General features: G+C 69.5%; 16 protein-coding genes and 1 pseudogene. 6 read left to right on the forward strand and 11 right to left on the reverse strand.

Going from position 1 to position 19284, the window contains the following annotated elements:
* Positions 1–21: 21 nt before the first annotated feature.
* From ACZ7L0_RS20700 to ACZ7L0_RS20720, 5 genes are all read right to left on the reverse strand, one after another.
* Complete coding sequence (locus tag ACZ7L0_RS20700) at positions 22–1287, reverse strand: cytochrome P450 (protein WP_471243930.1); 1266 nt, start codon at positions 1285–1287, stop codon at positions 22–24.
* 60 nt (positions 1288–1347) lie between these two features.
* Positions 1348–2751, reverse strand: a complete 1404-nt coding sequence (locus ACZ7L0_RS20705; protein ID WP_471243931.1) for an NAD(P)/FAD-dependent oxidoreductase — start codon at positions 2749–2751, stop codon at positions 1348–1350.
* A complete protein-coding gene (locus ACZ7L0_RS20710) occupies positions 2748–2966 on the reverse strand; it encodes a ferredoxin (protein ID WP_471243932.1) in 219 nt (72 codons plus the stop codon). The genes ACZ7L0_RS20705 and ACZ7L0_RS20710 overlap by 4 nt, the downstream gene beginning before the upstream one ends.
* A gap of 294 nt (positions 2967–3260) precedes the next feature.
* Positions 3261–5084, reverse strand: a complete 1824-nt coding sequence (locus tag ACZ7L0_RS20715) for a glycoside hydrolase family 15 protein (RefSeq protein ID WP_471243933.1) — start codon at positions 5082–5084, stop codon at positions 3261–3263.
* Positions 5085–5201: 117 nt separating this feature from the next.
* Complete coding sequence (locus tag ACZ7L0_RS20720) at positions 5202–5858, reverse strand: TetR/AcrR family transcriptional regulator (RefSeq protein WP_471243934.1); 657 nt, start codon at positions 5856–5858, stop codon at positions 5202–5204.
* A 781-nt stretch (positions 5859–6639) separates the two neighbouring features.
* Here ACZ7L0_RS20720 and ACZ7L0_RS20725 point away from each other — a divergent pair.
* Positions 6640–6984 carry a MerR family transcriptional regulator gene (locus ACZ7L0_RS20725; RefSeq protein ID WP_471243935.1) on the forward strand — a complete coding sequence of 115 codons (345 nt, stop codon included), beginning with the start codon at positions 6640–6642 and terminating at the stop codon, positions 6982–6984.
* A gap of 464 nt (positions 6985–7448) precedes the next feature.
* The gene (locus tag ACZ7L0_RS20730) at positions 7449–8171 is read left to right on the forward strand and encodes an intradiol ring-cleavage dioxygenase (RefSeq protein ID WP_471243936.1); all 723 of its coding nucleotides are present in this window, start codon (positions 7449–7451) and stop codon (positions 8169–8171) included.
* Between the two features lie 283 nt (positions 8172–8454).
* On the opposite strand, the gene ACZ7L0_RS20735 is transcribed toward ACZ7L0_RS20730, so the two are convergent.
* Entirely contained in the window at positions 8455–9018 is a 564-nt protein-coding gene (locus ACZ7L0_RS20735; protein ID WP_471243937.1) for a cysteine hydrolase family protein, read from the reverse strand.
* 260 nt (positions 9019–9278) lie between these two features.
* Between ACZ7L0_RS20735 and ACZ7L0_RS20740 the strand changes: the two genes are divergently transcribed.
* Positions 9279–10496: a GNAT family N-acetyltransferase gene (locus ACZ7L0_RS20740; protein ID WP_471243938.1), complete on the forward strand. Its 1218-nt coding sequence runs from the start codon at positions 9279–9281 to the stop codon at positions 10494–10496.
* A 173-nt stretch (positions 10497–10669) separates the two neighbouring features.
* Here the strand turns inward: ACZ7L0_RS20740 and ACZ7L0_RS20745 are convergent, their stop codons facing one another.
* The 3 genes and pseudogenes from ACZ7L0_RS20745 to ACZ7L0_RS20755 all read right to left on the reverse strand — a co-directional run.
* On the reverse strand, positions 10670–11239 hold the full coding sequence (locus tag ACZ7L0_RS20745) for a GNAT family N-acetyltransferase (protein ID WP_471243939.1): 570 nt from the start codon (positions 11237–11239) through the stop codon (positions 10670–10672).
* Between the two features lie 263 nt (positions 11240–11502).
* Positions 11503–11859, reverse strand: a complete 357-nt coding sequence (locus tag ACZ7L0_RS20750) for a GatB/YqeY domain-containing protein (RefSeq protein ID WP_471244008.1) — start codon at positions 11857–11859, stop codon at positions 11503–11505.
* A gap of 119 nt (positions 11860–11978) precedes the next feature.
* A pseudogene (locus ACZ7L0_RS20755) lies at positions 11979–12184 on the reverse strand (hypothetical protein); the annotation flags it as partial.
* A gap of 83 nt (positions 12185–12267) precedes the next feature.
* Here ACZ7L0_RS20755 and ACZ7L0_RS20760 point away from each other — a divergent pair.
* On the forward strand, positions 12268–12849 hold the full coding sequence (locus tag ACZ7L0_RS20760) for a dihydrofolate reductase family protein (RefSeq protein WP_471243940.1): 582 nt from the start codon (positions 12268–12270) through the stop codon (positions 12847–12849).
* 266 nt (positions 12850–13115) lie between these two features.
* On the opposite strand, the gene ACZ7L0_RS20765 is transcribed toward ACZ7L0_RS20760, so the two are convergent.
* Positions 13116–13505, reverse strand: a complete 390-nt coding sequence (locus ACZ7L0_RS20765) for a hypothetical protein (RefSeq protein ID WP_471243941.1) — start codon at positions 13503–13505, stop codon at positions 13116–13118.
* Positions 13506–13771: 266 nt separating this feature from the next.
* Between ACZ7L0_RS20765 and ACZ7L0_RS20770 the strand changes: the two genes are divergently transcribed.
* Both ACZ7L0_RS20770 and ACZ7L0_RS20775 read left to right on the forward strand, forming a co-directional pair.
* The gene (locus tag ACZ7L0_RS20770) at positions 13772–14020 is read left to right on the forward strand and encodes a hypothetical protein (protein WP_471243942.1); all 249 of its coding nucleotides are present in this window, start codon (positions 13772–13774) and stop codon (positions 14018–14020) included.
* A 167-nt stretch (positions 14021–14187) separates the two neighbouring features.
* Positions 14188–17079 (forward strand): helix-turn-helix transcriptional regulator, encoded by a 2892-nt coding sequence (locus tag ACZ7L0_RS20775; protein ID WP_471243943.1) that lies wholly within the window; start codon positions 14188–14190, stop codon positions 17077–17079.
* A gap of 27 nt (positions 17080–17106) precedes the next feature.
* Here the strand turns inward: ACZ7L0_RS20775 and ACZ7L0_RS20780 are convergent, their stop codons facing one another.
* The gene (locus ACZ7L0_RS20780; protein ID WP_471243944.1) at positions 17107–19275 is read right to left on the reverse strand and encodes a bifunctional serine/threonine-protein kinase/ABC transporter substrate-binding protein; all 2169 of its coding nucleotides are present in this window, start codon (positions 19273–19275) and stop codon (positions 17107–17109) included.
* Between the last annotated feature and the right edge of the window lie 9 nt (positions 19276–19284).

The following is a 19284-nucleotide window of genomic DNA, read 5'->3' on the forward strand; positions in this document are numbered from 1 at the left end:
CGATCCTTTGAGCACGCCGATTCAGTCGCGGATCCCGTCGATGTCGACCAGGACGTGGCGCGGGCCGCGGAAGATCTGGTTGTGGCGGTACGGCGGTGGGTCCTCCACGAGCCGGGGGTTTTCCACCCGGCGAACGAATTCACCGACCGCGACCTGGACCTCGAGCCGGGCCAGCGGAGCGCCGAAGCAGAAGTGGATGCCCTGGCTGAAGCCGAGGTGCTGGTTGTCCCGGCGTTCGAGGTCAAGCTCGTCGGGGTTGGCGAACCGCTTCGGGTCGCGGTTCGCCGAGCCGTATGCCAGGAAGATCGGCGCGCCCTTCGGGATGGTGGTGCCCGCGATGTCGATGTCTTCCAGAGCGGAGCGGGTGTGCCAGAACTGGACCGACGACTCGAAGCGCAGCAACTCCTCGACCCCGGGCACGATCAGCTCGGGCCGGCGGCGCAGTTCCTCGAGCGCGTCGGGATGCCGCAGCAGGGTGAGCACGCTGTGGGCGATGAGATTGACCGTGGTTTCATGCCCGGCGAAGATCAGGAGCAGGGCATTGCTCACGAGCACGCCCTTGGACATCTCTCCCGCCGGACCGTCCTCGTTCACCATCGCCGAGAGCATGCCCGGGCCGGGCTGGCGGCCGTACCGGTCGAGCAGCTCAGCTGTGAACTGCCCGAAGTCCCTCACGGCCTGGCTGCCCCCGTCCAGTCGGCTCTGTATCTCCTCGGAGGCAGCCTCGGGGCCGAAGTCCAAAGAGTCCAGGGCCGTCTCGATCCAGCTGTGGAAGCGTGGCTCGTCTTCCAGTGGCACGCCCAGGACCTTGCAGATCACGGTCACCGGCAGGGGGTAGGCGAACTCGTCGACGGCATCGATCCGGGTCTTGCCCCGCATGTCGTCCAGGAGGCCGTCCACGATGCGGCGGATCTCGGGTTCCAGGTCGGAGATCAGATGAGGGGAATGGGGCGGACCGACGAAGTGCGGCATCATCATCCGGCGATCTCGATCGTGCTCGGGCGGATCCTGGGTGATGATGTTCGGATCCAAAGAGATCACATTCGTGATCGGCTCGGCCTCCGCCGAGCCCTCGGCCGGGGCCGCGACCGGGACGGGCAGCTTCCTGACATCCGAACTGACCCGGGGGTCGTGCAGCAGCGAGACGATCTCCTGGTAGGTACTGACGACGTAGGTGCCGTCCGGCTGCCGCGCCACCGGTGTCCTGCGGAGTTCCTCGTAGAACGGGTACGGATTGGCGCGGTTGGCGTAGCGGAGGGCCTGCTGCCAGGGGGTTTCCTCGACCACGAGGCTCCCCTCCTTCTTCCTGTCGATGCTGTCCGCTTGCACGCCCGTCCGGCGGGCGCGTCAACGAGGGCGAGGCCGGAATTCGGCCCCCCGCTCGCCGGGGTCGTGGCCGGTCAGGACGACGTCGGGGATCGCCGTCGGGACGCCGGGCTGCGGGAACTCGGCGGGGATCGGCTTCATGTCGGGGGGCTGGTCCCAGCCCGGCGGCGGAGGCGGGAACGGACCCGATTGCTCGATCAGCTTCCCGTAGTACTCCAGCCACTTGCCGTGATCGAAGGTGACGGCGGCGACGATGCGGCCCCGGCGACCGTAGGCGGCGGCGAAGTGGCGCTCGGTGACGGACCCCTGGGTGAAGACGATCTCGTCGCCGAAGGGCGGCACGCCGACGGACTTGATGTTGACGCCGAACTGACCGGACCAGAAGCCGGGCAGCAACAGATGCGGGCGATAGTGGGGCTCGAGGTTCACCATGTTGTGGGCCGCGACCCCGGCGCCGAGAACGGCGTTGTCCCAGTGCTCCATCGCGAGGAACTGGTACTCGTACAGCACGTGGGGCGCGCGCGCCACGTCCCCTGCCACATAGACGCTGTCGGTGACCACGCCGTTGATGTCGAAGGCGCGACCGCCGGCGTCGCAGCCGACGCCCCAGAAACCGGACGCCAGCCCGGCGCCCTCCAGCCATTCCACGTTGCGGATCGACCCCAGCGAGGCCACCACCACGTCGGCGTCGATGGTGGTTCCGTCCGAGAGATGAGCACGCCGCACGTGTCCGCCGGAATCGCCCTCCAGTGACGACACGCCCAGCCCGCAGCGCAGGTCCACGCCGTGTCCGCGCTGCATCTCCGCGGCGATCTCACCGATCACCCCGCCGAGCGCGCCGACCAGCGGCGCCGAGCCCCGCTCGACGACGGTCACCGGGAGATCGAGTTCCCGGCAGACGGAGGCCACCTCCGAGCCGATGAACCCGGCGCCGATGACCACGACCCGCGACGGCGCCGCGGCCAGCGCCTTCTGCAGCTGTGCGGCATCATCACGCGAGCGCAGCGTGTAGACCCCGTCCAGGGCGGCCTCGTCCGGGTTCGGCCACTGTCGCGCGCGGGTGCCCGTGGCGATGAGCAACCGGTCGTACGGGATCCGCTCGCCGTCGGCCAGGCGCACCTGCTTGGCGGTCCGGTCCAACCCGGTGGCGGCCACCCCGAGCCGCCACTCCGCGGTCACTTCTCGCAGGCGGGGCAGCTTGGTGTGGTCGGCCGGCACCCAGCCTTTGAGTACCTGCTTGGACAGCGGAGGACGGTCGTAGGGCTCGTACGGCTCGTCCCCGATGATGGTCAGAGACCCGGTGAAGCCCTCCTCGCGCAGGGCTTCGGCGGCCCGCAGTCCGGCCAGGGACGCACCGACGATGACGATCCGGCCGTGGGCTCTGAACTCGCGCACCAGCTCTGCGACCGTTGCCTGCACGGTCATGACGTCGCGCTCCCCTCCGCGCCGTCCAAGCGGTCGACCAGGATCGCCTGAACCGGACACGCGGCAGCGGCTCGCTCAACCTGCAGGCGCCGCTCGTCATCGGGATTCGGCTCGTAGGTGAGCGCCTCCTGGCCAGTCAATCTGAAGACCTCGTGCGCCAGATACACGCATTGCGCGTATCCCTGGCACCGATTCAGGTCCACGGCGATCCGCATGGGCAGGCTCCTTCCGATCTGCCGCCCAGCTGGACAGCCCATCCGCCGCCCCCGCCGACGCCACCGGCTGAGCACCCGTATGTTCGATCTTCTTCGCCACGGCGGTACCTTCGCGGTGACGCTCACTGCCGGTGAGCGTCACGGTCCCAAGGGCGCGGTACACATCCCCTTAAAAAAATGGTCACCCCGTCCTTCGGTGACCGCAAATTCGCTGTCACGGCAACATCGATCAGGGCGGCCACCGTGATCATGAGCGACCGTGGTTCGCTGATCGGGAACCTCCGCGGTCGGTCGTCAGCCCAGGGCGCGGTCGAGGTTGAAGGCCGCGCTGATGAGGGCGAGGTGGGTGAATGCCTGGGGGAAGTTGCCCAGTTGCTCACCTGTGTGGCTGATCTCCTCGGCGTACAGGCCGACATGATTGGCGTAGGTGAGCATCTTCTCGAAGGCCAGGCGGGCTTCGTCCAGGCGTCCGGCGCGGGTGAGGGCCTCGACGTACCAGAAGGAGCAGATGGAGAACGTGCCTTCGTCGCCTTCGAGGCCGTCGGGGCTGGCCTTGGGGTCGTAGCGCCAGACCAGGGAGTCGGACACGAGTTCGTCGCCGAGGGCGTCGAGGGTGGACAGCCAGACGGGATCGGTGGGGGAGACGAACTTGGTCAGCGGCATCATCAGCACCGCCGCGTCCAGTACGTCGCCGTCCTCGTACTGGACGAAGGCCTGTCGGGTGGACGACCAGCCCTTGTCCATGATCTGCCAGTAGATCCGGTCCCGGACCGGACCCCAGCGGCCGAGTTCGGCGGGCAGGCTGCGGTGCAGGGCCATGCGGATGGCGCGTTCGACGGCCACCCAGCACATCAGCCGGGAGTACAGGAACTTCTTCCTCCCGCCACGGGTCTCCCACACGCCCTCGTCCGGCTGGTCCCAGTGCTCGCAGACCCAGTCCACCAGGGCGCATACCGCGCGCCAGTGGCCGCTGGAGAGGGGCCGGCACCACTTGTCGTACAGGTACACGGAGTCGATCAGCGCGCCGTAGATATCGAGTTGCAGCTGGGTGGCCGCGCCGTTGCCGACCCGCACGGGCGCCGAGCCCCGGTAGCCCTCCAGGTGGGGCAGCTCGCGTTCGGGCAGCTCCGCCCGTCCGTCGATGCCGTACATGATCTGCAGCGGCCCGGACGGTCCGTCGTCGCGCCGGTCGATGTGCTGGGTGAGGAAGCCCATGAACGCCTCGGCCTCCTCGGCGAAGCCGAGTCTGAGCAGCGCGTAGACGGCGAACGCGGAGTCACGTATCCACGTGTAGCGGTAGTCCCAGTTGCGGCCACCGCCGAGCTGCTCGGGCAGGCTCGTGGTCGGGGCCGCCACGATCGCACCGGTGGGGACGTAGCTGAGCAGCTTCAGCGTGAGGGCGGAGCGATGCACCATCTCCCGCCAGCGGCCGCGGTAGCGGGACTGCCGCAGCCAGCGCCGCCAGAAGGCGACCGTGGCGGTGAACTCCCGCTCGGCCTCGGCGTGCGGGCAGCCGCGCGGCGGACTCCCGTCGGTGACCCGCTCCAGGGCGAAGACCGCCGTGTCGCCCTGGGACAGCGTGAACTCGGTCCGTACGTCCTTCCCGTCGGACTCCAGCGGCACCGTCGCGGTCAGCGTCAGCGACAGCGCCTCGGAAGCGAACAGGGCCGCGCCCTCCAGCATCCGCAGGGTGTGCGGTTGGGCGCCGTAGCCGAAGCGGGGAGCCACCAGGGCACGGAACGGGATCGTCCCGCGGACGCACACCACCCGCCGGATCAGCCGGTGGCGGTCCTGCTCCCCGGCGTGCGTCACGGGCATGAAGTCCTGAATCTCCCCGAGCCCGTCGTCGGTGAAGAACCGGGTGATCAGCACGTTGGTGTCGGGGAAGTAGAACTGCTTCGTGCCGGCGGGCACGGCCGCGGACAGTTCGAACGCCCCGCCCAGGTCCGCGTCCAGGATGGCGGCGAACACGCTCGGGGAGTCGAAGGACGGGCAGCAGTACCAGTCGATGGTTCCGTCGGTACCCACCAGGGCCGCTGTGCGCAGATCCCCGATCAAGCCGTGCTCGGCGATCGGCAGGTATCGCTCTGACGTGTGCTGTGTCGGCGCTCCGGACATCGCAGCAGCCTCTCTACGCTCCTGCCTCCACTATGGCCCTTCGTTTTCGCGGCGGCACCAGGTGGCCCGACGGGGGCGCCGCCGGACCGCGCACCCCCCGGAGCTGCTTCCTTTCCATCACGCCCGCTCGCGGCCTCGTGCGACATGGTTCTCCACTCCGGCGACCGCGGCGTCCAGCGCGGAGTTGAACATTGTGTCGATCACGTCCCTGGAGGGCGGGGGAGTGTCTTCCCCGTCGGGGCCCGGCGGAGCCGGTGGCAGGGTGGCCCACCGCTGCAGTGCCCCGTTCAGTTCGCCGAGCAGCAGACCCGTGAACACACCGACCAGGGTCGCGGCGACGCGCGGGATCTCCTCCTCGGGCAGTTTCGCGGCGGCCAGGATGTCGATCAGTGCCTGCCAGAAGGGGTCCTCCGGCTGCACATAGTCGGGGCGCGTGAAGGAATACCCCATCAGTTTCGGGTGACGGTGCGACAGTTCGCGGAAGTCCCGGGCCAGTTCACGCAGCCGGTCCTGCCAGGGGACGTCCTCCCGCTCCTCCGCGCTGAACTGCGAACCGACCCGGTGGGCCACGCCGCGCAGCACGGCGTCCTTGTTCGGCACGTGGTGGTAGAGCGACATCGGGTTCGCATCGAGCGCGGTCGCGAGTTTGCGCATGGTGAGCGCCTCGACCCCGTCGGCGTCGATGAGCTGCAAGGCCATGGCGTAGATGCCGTCCTTGGTGAGCGGTACGTCCCTTTTTCTCGTGCCCCGAGGGGGCTTCCGTTCAGTCGCCATACAACGTATGGTACCAACCCGGGCGGTATCGCGGAGGACAGCGGCATCGTTACCGGCGGCGGACATCCTGGGCTGGTGGCCATGCCCTACCGGATCGCGGCATCTTGCCCTTCCTGCGGGAGGCGCTCGCCGACCCCGGCGCGACCGCACCGCACGGTGCCACCGATGCCGACCGGCCGCATGCCGCGACTCGGCTACGACCGCCCGGATTCCAGCAGTCCCGACGACGGACCCTCGGCGGGTCCGCCCCGCCCGAGCCGCGCGAGTCCGGCCTCCGGCCGGCCGGAACCGCCACCTCTCCACGCAGGGAATCAAGTACCTAGCGGCCGCAGAAACCGAAATCTTGGCTGTGCAGAAAATCTGTCGTGGCGGCGGTAGACATTGAGTCGTAGCAGGGTTACTGTTTTGGTCGTACCCAGGAAGTCGAAGAGGGTGCGGCAGACGACCTGCCGTGCATGCAGGTGAAGCAGGACGCAGCCCCGCAAGGGGCCGCGAGCAGTATCCGAGGTATCCAGCAGTACATCCGAGTAACCGAAGGTAAGGAGCAGACGCCATCAGGATCGCCCGGGCGAGGAAGAAGTCCGCCCGGGTACCGCAGGCCCCGGATTGGAAGGTGGTCCCCGGTCACGCATCCGCGATCCCCGCAGCCCCGCCCTCCCAGGCGGCACCTGCGGAAAGAGAAGGCCGACGCAGTCGGCCGGTAGATGGTGTTGAAAGCTCGGGGCCCGGGTGCCGATACGGCACCCGGGCCCCCCGACGCGCCCCCTGAAAGAAGAGGTCTATGCCCCCTCGCGGTACCCACCCCGTCGCCCCTCTCGATGACGACGACTACCCCGCTTACACCATGGGCCGGGCCGCCGAGATGCTCGGCACCACCCCCGCCTTCCTACGCGCCCTGGGCGAACACCGCCTGATCACCCCCCTGCGCTCCGAAGGCGGCCACCGCCGCTACTCCCGCTACCAGCTGCGCATCGCCGCCCGTGCCCGCGAACTCGTCGACCAGGGCACCCCCATCGAGGCTGCCTGCCGCATCGTCATCCTCGAAGACCAGCTCGAAGAAGCTCAGCGCATCAACGAGCAACTCCGCACCCAAAGCGGCCAGTCGCAGTCGAAGACCTCAGCCTGATCAGCGCGCCGGGCGCGAGCGGGCGAGGCCGCCGTCAAAGGCCCGCACCGCCGTCCAGGGGCCGGGCCCGCGGCTACGTCGGCACCCATGGGGACGCCCTGGACAACGCGCTCATGGAGTCCCGGATCGTTCTCTACGAGACCCAACTGATCAAGCCCCGACGGCCCTGGCACGGTCTCGCCGACGTCGCGCCGCACATGCGCGTGAGCGCTTTTGCAGTCGAAGCTCCTGACGGCCCCGGGGGTCCGACATCCTCCGGGTACGCACGGACGCTGACGCCCGGAGGTGAGCGCTGGCCTCGGCACCGCACCGTCCGACCCGGGGCATGCCCGATTCCCTTGTTCTGCAAGTCACTTGACGCATAATGGATTTCCTGACCCGTCAGATATTCACGTGAAATTTGCTCTATGGTGTCGTGTTCATGACAGACACCTGACGCACGCACCCCCATCGCGCGCCGCACCGTGCTCGCGGCCACCGGCGCCACCGCCGCGGCCCTGGCCGTCGGCGCCGCGGCCACGAACGAGGCCCCCACCGCCGAGACGGACGACACCGCCCCCGTCGCCGCCGCGGCCGTCTGCACCCTCACCAGGGAGATGACCGAAGGCCCCTACTACCTCGACGGACAGTACGTCCGCGCCGACATCACCGAGGGCAAGCCCGGCATCCGGCTCAAGCTGACCCTCACGGTCGTCGACGACGACACCTGCGCACCGCTCTCCAACGCCCTCGTGGAGATCTGGCACGCCGACCACCTCGGCGAGTACTCCGGCTTCGTGGGCGCCAACGGTCACAGCGAACCGGACGACGGCACCTTCCTGCGCGGCGGCGTACTCACCAACTCCCGCGGCGTCGCCAACATCACCACGATCTACCCCGGCTGGTACGTGGGCCGCTGCATCCACGTCCACATCAAGGTCCACACGAACGTCACCCTGACCCCCGACGGCTCCTTCACCGGCGGCCAGGAACTCCACACCGGCCAGCTCTACTTCAGCGAGACGATCACGACCCGCGTCAGCAGGCTCTCCCCCTACTCGGCGAACAGGGTCACCCGGACCACCCTCGCCCAGGATTCCATCTACGACGGCGGAGGCGCCACGTCCGGCCTCCTGACCCTGACAGCCCTGGGCACCTCGACCTCGTCCGGGTACGCGGGGACGCTGACCCTCGGGGTCGAGCGCTGACCCCCACCACTTGACCCCGCCCTCGTCCGACTGGGCGTCACCGGATGTGCCGTTGGCGCCCGGTCGGCATGCCGGAGGGCTGAGCCAAGGGGCACTCCGGATGGCACCAGCCGCAGGGCGCCGTTACGGAGGGCGATGGCGACGGGATGCGTCAGCCCGGACCCCATCCGGCCCACCCAGGCCCGGGCAGCAGCCCAGAACGCCGCACACTGACCTCACCCGGCCAGCGGGGGACCGGTGCCGTCTTGCCCCGCGCGCGAGGGTCCGGACGACCACCCCCCGGCTAGTGCGGTGCGATGACTTTGACCCAGTCCTCGATGGCGAGGACATCTGCCCACTGGGGGAACAGCTTTTCGGTGAGTATCCGGTGCACCTCGGGGTCGGTGTCGAGGCAGGCATCCGCCAGGACGGTGAGCCCGAAGTCCAGGTCGATGGCGCGCCACAGGGTGGACAGCACTACAGCGCTGGTGGCGATGCCGGTGAGAACAAGGCTGTCGATATCGCGAGCCCTGAGTACCAAGTCGAGGTCGCTGCCCGAGAACGCGCTGCCCCGCCTCTTGGTAACCACGACGTCGCCCTGCTGGGGCGCGACGTCGGGATGGATCTCGGTTCCAGGGGCCCCCTCGGTGAACAGGCCGGCCCGCACGGCGTTTGTCATCACCCTGTTGCGAGGGCTGACCTCTGGATCGCCCGGACGTAACCCGATCACCACGTAGATGACGGGGATGCCGGCAGCCCGGGCACCGTCGATCGCCCTGCGCAAGCGCCGCAGATATCCGGAACCGTCGTCGGCGATGGCCACGACGTCCCGTTGGACGTCCATCACCAGAAGTGCGCTGTTCGCCATGCTTGCCGTCCCTTCTCCGTTGAGAAACAAGAGCAAGTCTGGTGGGTCAACCGGGCCGCGGCGGAGGTTTCGGAGATCCTCATCAGCGTCGCGCCACAGCGCGCCCCTGACCGGTGATGGCGACGGGGATCATCGCCGCCGAGCCCGACCACCGCAACGGGCCCGGCCGTAATGCGCTTGACCTGGCCACGGGTGAACGCTGCACTGTGGCGGGACACCATAAGTCGTGGTGCCGGTTTTTCGAGGAGGCAGCGGCGGCAATGGAGATTCGTTCCACGACCGATGAGGACTTTGACGTCTTCGTCGACACGGTCCATGCCGCGTTCGGGCACTTCCCGGAAACCCCGATCGAGGGCGGCGGGCTCTGGTGGTCGGCGCTCGAAACGAGCCGCTGCCTGCTCGCCCTGACGGCGGACGGGCGGCCCGTCGGCACCGCCGCCGCGCACTCCTTCGAGCTCACCCTGCCCGGTGAGACCCTCGTCCCGGCCGCCGGGGTGACCGCCGTCGGCGTCGTGCCCTCGCACCGGCGCCAGGGCGTGCTCAGCGCGATGATGCGGCATCAGCTCGCTGAGTTGCGGGCCGGCGGGGAGTTCCTCTCCGTGCTGCTGGCCTCTGAGGCCCCGATCTACGGCAGGTTCGGCTACGGACCAGCGACCTATACGCGGCGGCTGACGGTGCCACGCCACAGGGCCGCCCTCGCCCTCCCGCGGGCGCGCGGAACGGCCGACGCCCCAACGACCGGTTCGGTCGAGGTGCTGCGGCGTACCGAGTGCGGCGAGATCCTGGAAGAGGTCTACGACCGGTATCGCCGCGCCCAGCCCGGCGCGCTGTCCCGGCCGCACCGCTGGTGGGCCTTGCGCGCGGGGCAGCCCCCGATCTCGCCGGCGCCGCGCTACATCGCCGTTCACCGGGACGCCGACGGCGTCCCGGACGGGTACGCCAGCTACTCGATCGAGTCCGGCACCTTGACGGTCGACGAGACCATCACCACCGACGACGCCGTCTTCACGGCCCTGGCCTTGTTCGTACTAGGACATGACCTGGTCTCTCAGGTCGTGTTCAAGCACGTCCCGCCCGAGCACCCGCTGCGCTGGCAGTTCACGGACTTCCGCGCCGGCGAGGTGAGCGGCGACATGGACTGGCTCTGGGTGCGGCTCCTGGACATCCCAAGTGCCTTGACCGCGCGCGGCTGGTCCATGGACGGCGAGCTCGTCCTCGACGTCGACGACCCGTTCCTCGGCGAGCACGGCCGCTACCTGCTCACCGTCCGGGACAGCAAGGCCGACTGCGTCCCGACGGACCGGGAGCCCGACCTGTCCCTTGACGTGCGCGACCTGGGCTCGGTCTACCTCGGCGGCACCGCCCCGAGCACCCTCGTGCGCGCCGGACACATCCGGGCCCACCGCCCGGGCGCGGCCACCCTCGCCGACGCCCTCTTCCGCGCCGAGCGTCCCCCGCACTGCCTGCACTGGTTCTGACCGCGCGCTCGCCGGCCCTGCGCAAGTCTCGTCAGGGCGCCGTTTTCTTTGGCTGGGTGGGGCGTTGAATGCGATGTGGAGGGTCTCGTTGAGTGTCTGATGCCGGATGAACTTTGACTTCGTCGGACTCGCCGCACTTCCGAGAGGAGCTGAGGGACGGTGGGTTCAGATATTCAGGGGCGGGGAGTGCCGTGAACGGGCGGCGTAGGACGGTTCAGCCGCCAGACCACGTCGATCCCGCTGCCTGAGGGAGCCGTGGGCGGCGATACCTGTTCACGCAGGACTTCGGTGAAGCCCAATCGGCGTGGTATCGCGGCGCTGGAGGTGTTGGCCAGGTCGTGCGCGATTTCCAGGTACTCCACGTCCGGCAGGGTGAACATCTCGCTGACCATGGCCGCCGTCGCTCTGGTGGCGATGCCCTGGCCAGTGGCGGCAGGGTGCAACCAGTACCCCATGCGCCGGCCCTGAGGTTCGGCCCCGCGGTAGGCCTGGCACATGCCGATGAGAGTGCCGTCTTTGGCGATGGCGTAGTTGTACACGTCACCGCTTGCCCACTTCGACTCGGAGTTCGCGAGGAAGTCTCGGGTGTTCTTCTCGCTGTGACGGGCGACCCACGGCTCCCAGGGGCGCAGGTGGTCCACAGACTCCTCGATCAACTTGAATGCCGGAGCGAAGTCGCTTTGCCCCCGCCAGCGTCGCAGGACGAAGTCTCCGCACTCGATGATGTGCCTCGGTCGCTCCATGACCGTCATGATTGTTCGCCGAACGGCTCGCTGCAACGAGTTCGCCCGTGGTCCGGTTGCGGCGGATGAGCAGGTGGCAGCCTGAGCAGGTGGGCCCGAGCGGTCGTCCGGAGCTCAACCCGCCCGAACCGGCCTGCGATCGGACCACGACCTGGTCGAACATCGCCCGCCGTCCAACCGGGGCTACGCTATTGATCACGCGGTGGCCGTGCCTGTTCCCAGCCCTGTCCTGCGTCGCTTCGGGTGCGATGCGACACCGTTTCCTATGCCGCGCCGGGACCGTCTGCCATGTTAGGACCGTCTGCCGTGCCGGGACCGTCAAGGAAGCGCAGCAGCACGGCGGCCTCGGCGCGGAGCCGCGCGGCTCGGTCAGCGTGCGCGGGCGCGGTCAACTGCGCCGCAACCTCCAGTCGCTCGGCAGCCTCGGCTCGCACGACATCCACCACACGGTGTTCGCTCAGCTCATGCCGCGCTGCTTCGGTGGCTCCGACGCCGACCGGCGAATGCTCAAGGGCCAAGCCGCGGAGCTCAGCGGCGTCCACTGGCACCGCCTCAGCATTGTCCAGCGCGGCAAGTGTTGCGCGAAGGGCGCTCACCGCAGCCTTGTCACGGGCACGCATCGCTTCCGGCAGTGCTTGACGCATACGAAGACGTAAAGACATGCCGTGACCCTATGGCGGCGCCCCTGGACCCACAACGCGATACACGTGCAGCACCAGACTTGCCGCCAACTGAGGTGCTACACCCCGGCAGGCGTTCGGGTCCCGTGCAGGTGCTGCACGCCGTCGCCCTTGAGGCGGCAGTCGCGGTCTTCCAGATCTTCATGCGGGAGAAGGCGTACTCCACGCGAGCGCGGACCTTCCGGTGGGAAGTGTCGTGTTCTTACTTCCATACGGGTAGTTCATTCTGCCCGGGGCCGCGGCGAGGCGGGATGATCAGCCCAGTGAGGTTTTCTCAACTAAATGATCTCGTGAGGTGACTCGGCCCAGGGGATCCCGCGACGAACCCGTTACCGAGGAGGACTTCTGATGCGCAGCGTGACCTATTCGATGAGCGTCTCACTCGACGGCTACATCGTCGGGCCGGACGGCGGCTTCGACTGGACGGCGCCCGACGAGGAGGTCTTTCGCTTCTGGATCGACGAGATTCGCGAGGTCGGCGTCCACCTGTTGGGACGACGGCTGTACGAGACGATGCTGTACTGGGAGACCGCCGACCAGGATCCATCGCTCGACGACTCCATGCTCGAGTGGGCCGCGCTCTGGAAGCCGCTCCCCAAGGTGGTGTTCTCCACCACGCTGTCGGCGGTGCAGGGCAGTGCCCGCCTGGCCTCCGGCGGCCTGGCGGAGGAGATCGAGCGGTTGCGAGCCGAGCCGGGGGAGGGCGACATCGCGATCGGCGGCGCGACTCTCGCCGCCGAGGCGGCCGCGTCGGGTCTGATCGACGAGTACCGGGCCGTGGTCTACCCGGTGCTGGTTGGCGGTGGCATTCCGTTCTTTCCCCAACGCGAGCGCCGGGTGGATCTCGAACTCGTCGAGACCCGCACCTTCAGCTCGAGAGTCGTCTACCTCCGCTACCGCGTGGCGCGTCAGGCCGTGTCCGACAATTGATCTTGTGGTGGGTCTAGGGGAAATGTGATTTTGCGCGATGACTGAATTTCCTGGTTGCTTTCTCTGAGTCGGAAGTGGTCGGCATTGAGACTGCAGTGGCTCGGTGTTTCGCTGTGGCCGGCGCGCGGCACCCAACGGAGCTCCCGCCGAACAGTGATCTTGGTGGAGACACGGTTCTGGCAGGTGCTCCGTTGCCTGCTTCAGGTGGCCTTGACAGACCCGCCCCACCCTTGGCTGAAGGGCATTGAGGCCAGGACTACGGGGTCTCAGTAGATGTCACCCTCTCCCTCGTCGACGGTGTCCTCACCGGGGTAGAAGCTGCCGTCGCCGTAACCGTCGCTGCCGGTGTCATCGGTCACCTCGCCGGGATCGTAGGGGTCGGGGTAGATGCTGCCGTCGCTGTAACCGTCACTGACGCCGTCATCGGTGTAACCCGTGTAGGGGTCGCTCCACGGCCCGGGGTCGTACATGCCTCCGTCGTCGCCGTCGTTGTTGACCACGGTTGGCGAGGCGGTGGTGTGACTCAGGGCCGACGTCGCGGCGGATGCCGGAAGGATGATGCCCCCGGAGATCAGCGCGGTCGAGGCCATGACCAGTGCGATGCCGGCGGCCCGCCGCTTGGGCGGGGCGTTCTGGGGCTGGGTGTGATGGATCATGGGTCTTTTCCTTTCGATACCTAAAGGTTTCCGCCCGGCCTTGGAAGTGCGGGGCGGCGGTCGGTGGATTGGTTCCCACCGGGATCGCCGTGCCCTGGAAGGCCGGCGGTTTGGTGAGAGGGGTTTTATCGCGGGGGAATCCCGCCTCACCGTGCTGGCCTCGCCTCTTTGTCCGGTGAGGCCTGCACATCCAGTGGGCCTGAGGGGGGACAGCGGTGTCATGTTCTGACAACTCGGGGCTTGACCGACCTGAGGGCGTCGGATAAATGCGCGCGGGCAGCCACGACCGTGTCTACGCCGCGGGTGAGCCGCAGGCCCAGCAGGCCGCCGTGCCGGTTGTCGCCGACGGCGCGCTGGATGCGCCGGAGGCCGCCCGCCGCACCGTCTTCACCGCCCGCCTGGCCGACGATCCGGCCGCGGGCGATCTTGAGACGGCGACCACATGCTGCGCGGACTTCGAGCACAGCCCGTTCAGCCCGGCGGGGCAGGGCTGCGCCGCGCCGGGGCGGGCATGACCCATCCGCCCAGGTCTGAGAGCCGGGGACGCAGCCGCTCTGATCCGGTTCAGGTGCAAGTCATGTCGTTCCTGTGGTGATATTGGCCGCTTGTGCGGGCAAGGCCGCGAACGGGTGGCCACGCGGGAATGATCACGCGGATTCGGCGGGGAAATGGAGACGCACTGGTGGACGAGACGGAGACGATGCTGGTCGGCCGAGCCGAGGAGCTGAGGCGCCTCGACTCGGTGATCGGCGGTCTGGGGCAGGACGGCGTTCCCGGTGTGGTTGATATCGCCGGAGACGCCGGTATGGGGAAGAGCCGGCTGCTGAGCGAGCTTTGTGCGCGGGCGCGGCAACGGGGGCTGACCGTGTTGCGCGGCAGGGCCACGGAGTATGAGCGGCACTCGCCGTTCCAGACGTTCACGGACGCATTCGTCGACGTCGATCGTGCGTTTCTCGAATCGGACGACGTGCCCGAGGCGGCGGCACCGGTGCTGCGCGGCGCCGACAGTGTGCAGGGCGCCGCGCCGGTCACGGGCAGCCGTGATCGATTCGGCCTCTATCGTGCCGTGAGGGAAGTGCTGACCAGGCTCGGGGAGCGGAGCGGGCTGGTGATGGCCCTGGACGACCTGCACTGGGCGGATCCCGCGTCCTTGGAGCTGTTGGACCACTTGATCCGACACCCGGTGAGCGGCCGGGTGCTTCTGGTCGTGGCCCGTCGAGAACGGCAGACACCGCACTCGCTTGCCGCTGCTCTGAGACGCGGCGTCGACGGCGGAGTCGTATTGAGGATGGCGCTGCGCCCGCTGCCCGAACAGGACTCGATCGAGGCGCTGGCCTCCGACCTGCCACCGGGCGACGCGAAGGGGATCTATCAATCCAGCGAGGGCAACCCGCTCTATCTCCTCTCCCTTCTGCACGCCTACCGGCATGGCGCGTCGTCGAGCGGCACCACCACCGCCCGGGTCCACGATGACACGGTGTCCGGTGTGCCGAGCGGGCTGGGATCGCTGCTCCTGGACGAACTGACCGCGTTGACCGAGCCGCAGCGCCGTACGGTCGAAGCGGTCGCGGTCCTCGGTGACCATGCCACGACCGCGATGCTGGGCCTGATGAGCGGACACACCACCGCGGAGGAACTCGACGACTGCATTGGTGCGCTGACACGGCGTGATCTGCTGCGCAAGGGGGCCGATGGCGGCTGGACATTGCGCCATCCGCTGCTGCGGGCACTGGTCTACGAGAACACCGCCGCACCGCGCCGTGCCGAGATCCACCGTGGCGCTGCGGACGCGCTGGCGCGGGCAGGCGCCTCCGCCGCCGAGCGGGCCCATCACGTCGAGAGGTCGCTGGTCGGCTGGGATCCGGTGTCGGCGGCCGTGTTGAGCGAGGCCGCCGTCCAGTTCGCCCACACGGCGCCCGCGACCGCCGCCCATCTGCTGAACGTCGTCCTCCGGCTCATGCCGGACACGCCCGCCTGCGCGAAGCAGCGTGGGGAGTTGACGCTGGCGCGCGCCAGGGCGCTCGCTGTGGGCGGCAGTCTGCGGGAGAGCCGCGATCTGCTCCACGCGCTGATCAGCAGGTCCGGGCAGGATGACGCATCGTTGCGCAGGGATGCGATAGCCCTGTGCGCCGCGATGGAACGGCACCTCGGACACTCCCCGGAGGCGATCGCCCTGCTGCAGCGGGAACTGGTCCGCAGTCCCGGTCCCGAGCCCCGCCAGGCGGTCTCCCTTGGCCTGGCGCTGGGCATGGCCGCCTTGAACACCGTCTCGTACCCCGACGTACGCGACGACATCGAGCGGACGCTCGCGGTGGCCCGCTCCCACGGCGATCTCATGGGAGAGCTGGGGGCCTTGGCGCTGGGGTCGTTGGGAGAGGCCTACGAAGGGGAGACGGCGTCGGCCCGCCGGTTCGCCGATGCCGCCGCCGGGCTCGCCGACGGTCTGACCGACCCCGACCTCACGGAACCGTGCGAGTCGCTGGTGTGGCTGGCCTGGGCGGAGGCCCTGCTGGAGCGCTATGCCGATGCGGAACGCCACGCCGACCGGGGTCTGGACATCGCCCGGCGCAGCGGCCAAGTCCACGTCCTGCCCCATCTGTTGAGCAGCAAGGCTTTCATACACCTCAACACCTGTCGGCTGCCGTCCGCCCTGGAGTCGGCCGAGGAGGCGGAATCCGTCGCACGAGCCATCGGCAGCGGCGATCTCCTGGCGTTCACCCTGTGCTTCAAGGCGCTGATCCTTCTCCCGCACTGCCCCCTCGGCGACACCAGGGCCTTGAGGACCGCCGAGGAGGCCGTGGCAGCGGCCGGCGGAAGCAGGCACTGGTGGGCGTCGTTGGCCAGGTGCGTGCTTGGTCATACGGCGCTCGTGAGCGGCGACCCGCACCGTGCGCAGGACGCCATACTGCAGGCCGGCGGTCCCGAACTACTGGGGTTGCAGCCCTCCATACGCCCCGGCCAGCTGGACACCCTCGTCAGCACCGCCCTCGCGACCGGCGACGCCGAGCAGGCCGCGCTCTGGGCCGCACGAGCCGTCGAGGAAGCCGACCGGATGGGTCTGCACGGTCAGCGCGGGGCGGCACTGCGCGCCGAGGCGGCGCTCGCCCAGCATCTCGGTGACGCCCGCGCAGCCGCAGACCTCTTCGAACGTGCCGCACAGGCGTACGCCCCCTCCGGCGCGACGCTCTGGGAGGCGTACTCCCTGCTGCTGGCGACTGTCCAGGCGCAGGCCGCGGGCGACGTTCCGCGCGCCGTCAGGATGTGGGAGCGGGCCGGCCGTATCGCCGGCGACGGCGGCGCGCGCCTGCTGTCCGACCTGGCCGCGATCGTGCGCCCCCAGGCCGAGGAGGCCGTGCGCACCCCCACAGAGCTCGACCAACTGACCACACGTGAACGGGAGATCGCCGTACTCGTCGCAGAAGGGCTGAGCAACCAGGCCATCGCGACGAAGCTTTACCTCAGCCGCCGTACGGTCGAGACCCACCTGTCGGCCATCTACCGGAAGACCTCCGTGCCGTCCCGCTCGGCGCTGGCAGGCCTCATGACGCGTGCGGCCCTCGACCGGCGTGAGTGACAAACGGGTTGTGGCACGACGGGTGGCTCAGGCCGTGGCGTCCCGGTAGTCGCCGAGACAGCGGAAGGCGCCCCCGGTCGCCCGGAACAGGTACATCGCGTCCGCGTAGCGGTAGGCCGACGAGTCGTAGCGCAGCCGTTTGGTGATCCCCCGGTAGTCAGTCTCGCGCAACTGGCCGACGATCGCGCCCCGTTGCGCACGGGACGCGCCCAGGGTCGTCATGACGCGGGCTACGAAGAGCGTCGCGTCGTAGGCCTCGGCGGAGTACCAGGGCGGGGCGGTGGCGAAGCGTGCGCGGTAGGCGGTGACGTAGGACTTCGCGGCCGTCACACGGGTCGGATCGAGGAAGGCCGTGGAGAACACCCAGCCCTCGGCGGCGTCTCCCGCCGAGGTGAGGAAGCGGGGGTCGAGGGCGCGCTGGGTGGCCAGCCGCGCACCGGAGTAGCCGGCGGCGCGCAGCGCCCGGGCCAGCCTCGCGGCCCGGGCGTACCCGCCGGCGAACACCACCGCGTCCGCTCCCGCATCCGTCACCGACTTCGCGAGGGCACGGAAGTCCTGATCCGAGTCGTCCGCGGCGGCCAGGGTGCGCCGGACGGTGGTGCGCTGCCCGGTTCGCACGGCATCGTCGACGCCGGCGCACAGACGCCAGCTGAAGTCGCCCTCGGCGGCGTCGTCGATCAATACCGTCCTACGGGCCGCAGCGGTACGGACGAGGTACGCGACGACCGGCGCCGCCAGGGTCGTGTCACTGGGGCGGGTGGCCGCGTACACCCGGTAGTCGATGGGGGACACCTCGTTGAGTCCGACCGACACGGTGACCATCGAGAGCCGTGCCTGCTGGTAGATGGAGAGGGTGGCCTTCGCGCAGGCGTCGCTGGTCGGGCCGAGCACCGCACGGATCCGATCGTCGTCCGCCAGCCGCCGGGCGAGCTGCCGCGCCCGGGTCGTACTGCCTTCGTCGTCGTCCACCTGGAGTGCCAGGTCGAAGCCGCGGCCGGCGCGGGAGTTGAAGTGGTCCACGGCGAGTCGGACGCCGTTCTCCTGGGCGCGGCCCGCCGTACGGCCGCTGCCGCTCAGGTCGGCGTGCAGGGCCACTGCCAGCCGCGGGAGCCGGGTTCCGCCTCCCTGGGCCGAGGTGCGGCCGGGCCTCCGGGCCGACCACCACGCCGCCGTTCCGCCGGCCGCCAGGACCCCGGCGGCCGAACCCAGTACCAGGAAACGGCGGCGCGTGGCGCCTCCCGGGTCGACGGCCGTCTCGTCGCCGGGCGGCGCGTCGGCCACCGTCGCCGTGGACACCTCGGTCGCCTCGATGGCGGGCAGGGCGAGCACGGCGGCCGAACGCCGCGCGATCAGCCGGGTCAGGGACTCCGGCAACCAGCCCCCGCCCTCGCCCGCACCCTCCAGAGCCCGCTGTACCTCGGCCACCTCCGGCCGGGAGCCGGGCTCCTTCGCCAGGCACGCCCGCAGTAGCGGCAGCAATGACTCCGGTACGCCCTCCAGGTCCGGATCGTCGTGGACCGTGCGCATCAACGACTCGACCGCGGAGCCCCGCCCGAAGGGGCGTTCGCCCGTCACGGCGTACGCCAGCAGACAGCCGAGTGAGAAGACGTCGCTGGCCGGCCCGATCTCCCGGCCCCTGCCCTGGGCCTGTTCGGGGGAGAGGAACCCGGCGGAGCCGACCACCATCCCGCTGGCGGTGAGCGCCGTATCCTCCGGCATCCGGGCGATACCGAAGTCGATCACCCGGGGGCCGTCGACCGCGAGCAGCACATTGCCGGGCTTGACGTCCCGGTGCACCAGCCCTGCTCGGTGCACCGCGTCCAGCGCCTCGGCCAGCCGCGCCCCCAGGACACGGACGGTCCCGTACGGCAGGGGGCCGCACTCCTCCACGGCTTCCGTCAGCGAGGGCCCCGGTACGAACGCTGTGGCGAGCCACGGCGATTCCGCGTCCGGGTCCGCGTCGAGCAGCGGTACCACCCAGGGGTTGGCGACACGGCCTCCCGTTTCCACCTCACGGCGGAAACGAGCTCGGAATCCCGCGTCGTCCGCGTGCGCCGCGCGGATCACCTTCACCGCGGCGAGCGCGCCTCCGGGGGAGCGGGCCAGGTACACCACGCCCATGCCGCCCGCGCCCAGCCGGCGCAGCAACCGGTAGCCCGCGATCCTGGCCGGGTCGGCGCCACGCAACGGCTCCATCAGCGCCGC

It is taken from the genome of Streptomyces sp. NPDC039424 (assembly GCF_055639495.1).

What these genes read in the sequence shown, in the direction of transcription:
- ACZ7L0_RS20705 (WP_471243931.1), bottom strand. Translation starts at nt 2,751, where the DNA reads ATGACCGTGCAGGCAACGGTCGCAGAGCTGGTGCGCGAGTTCAGAGCC.
- ACZ7L0_RS20710 (WP_471243932.1), bottom strand. Translation starts at nt 2,966, where the DNA reads ATGCGGATCGCCGTGGACCTGAATCGGTGCCAGGGATACGCGCAATGC.
- ACZ7L0_RS20715 (WP_471243933.1), bottom strand. Translation starts at nt 5,084, where the DNA reads ATGTCCGGAGCGCCGACACAGCACACGTCAGAGCGATACCTGCCGATC.
- ACZ7L0_RS20720 (WP_471243934.1), bottom strand. Translation starts at nt 5,858, where the DNA reads ATGGCGACTGAACGGAAGCCCCCTCGGGGCACGAGAAAAAGGGACGTA.
- ACZ7L0_RS20725 (WP_471243935.1), top strand. Translation starts at nt 6,640, where the DNA reads ATGCCCCCTCGCGGTACCCACCCCGTCGCCCCTCTCGATGACGACGAC.
- ACZ7L0_RS20735 (WP_471243937.1), bottom strand. Translation starts at nt 9,018, where the DNA reads ATGGCGAACAGCGCACTTCTGGTGATGGACGTCCAACGGGACGTCGTG.
- ACZ7L0_RS20740 (WP_471243938.1), top strand. Translation starts at nt 9,279, where the DNA reads ATGGAGATTCGTTCCACGACCGATGAGGACTTTGACGTCTTCGTCGAC.
- ACZ7L0_RS20745 (WP_471243939.1), bottom strand. Translation starts at nt 11,239, where the DNA reads ATGGAGCGACCGAGGCACATCATCGAGTGCGGAGACTTCGTCCTGCGA.
- ACZ7L0_RS20750 (WP_471244008.1), bottom strand. Translation starts at nt 11,859, where the DNA reads ATGCGTGCCCGTGACAAGGCTGCGGTGAGCGCCCTTCGCGCAACACTT.
- ACZ7L0_RS20760 (WP_471243940.1), top strand. Translation starts at nt 12,268, where the DNA reads ATGCGCAGCGTGACCTATTCGATGAGCGTCTCACTCGACGGCTACATC.
- ACZ7L0_RS20765 (WP_471243941.1), bottom strand. Translation starts at nt 13,505, where the DNA reads ATGATCCATCACACCCAGCCCCAGAACGCCCCGCCCAAGCGGCGGGCC.
- ACZ7L0_RS20770 (WP_471243942.1), top strand. Translation starts at nt 13,772, where the DNA reads ATGCGCGCGGGCAGCCACGACCGTGTCTACGCCGCGGGTGAGCCGCAG.
- ACZ7L0_RS20780 (WP_471243944.1), bottom strand. Translation starts at nt 19,275, where the DNA reads ATGGAGCCGTTGCGTGGCGCCGACCCGGCCAGGATCGCGGGCTACCGG.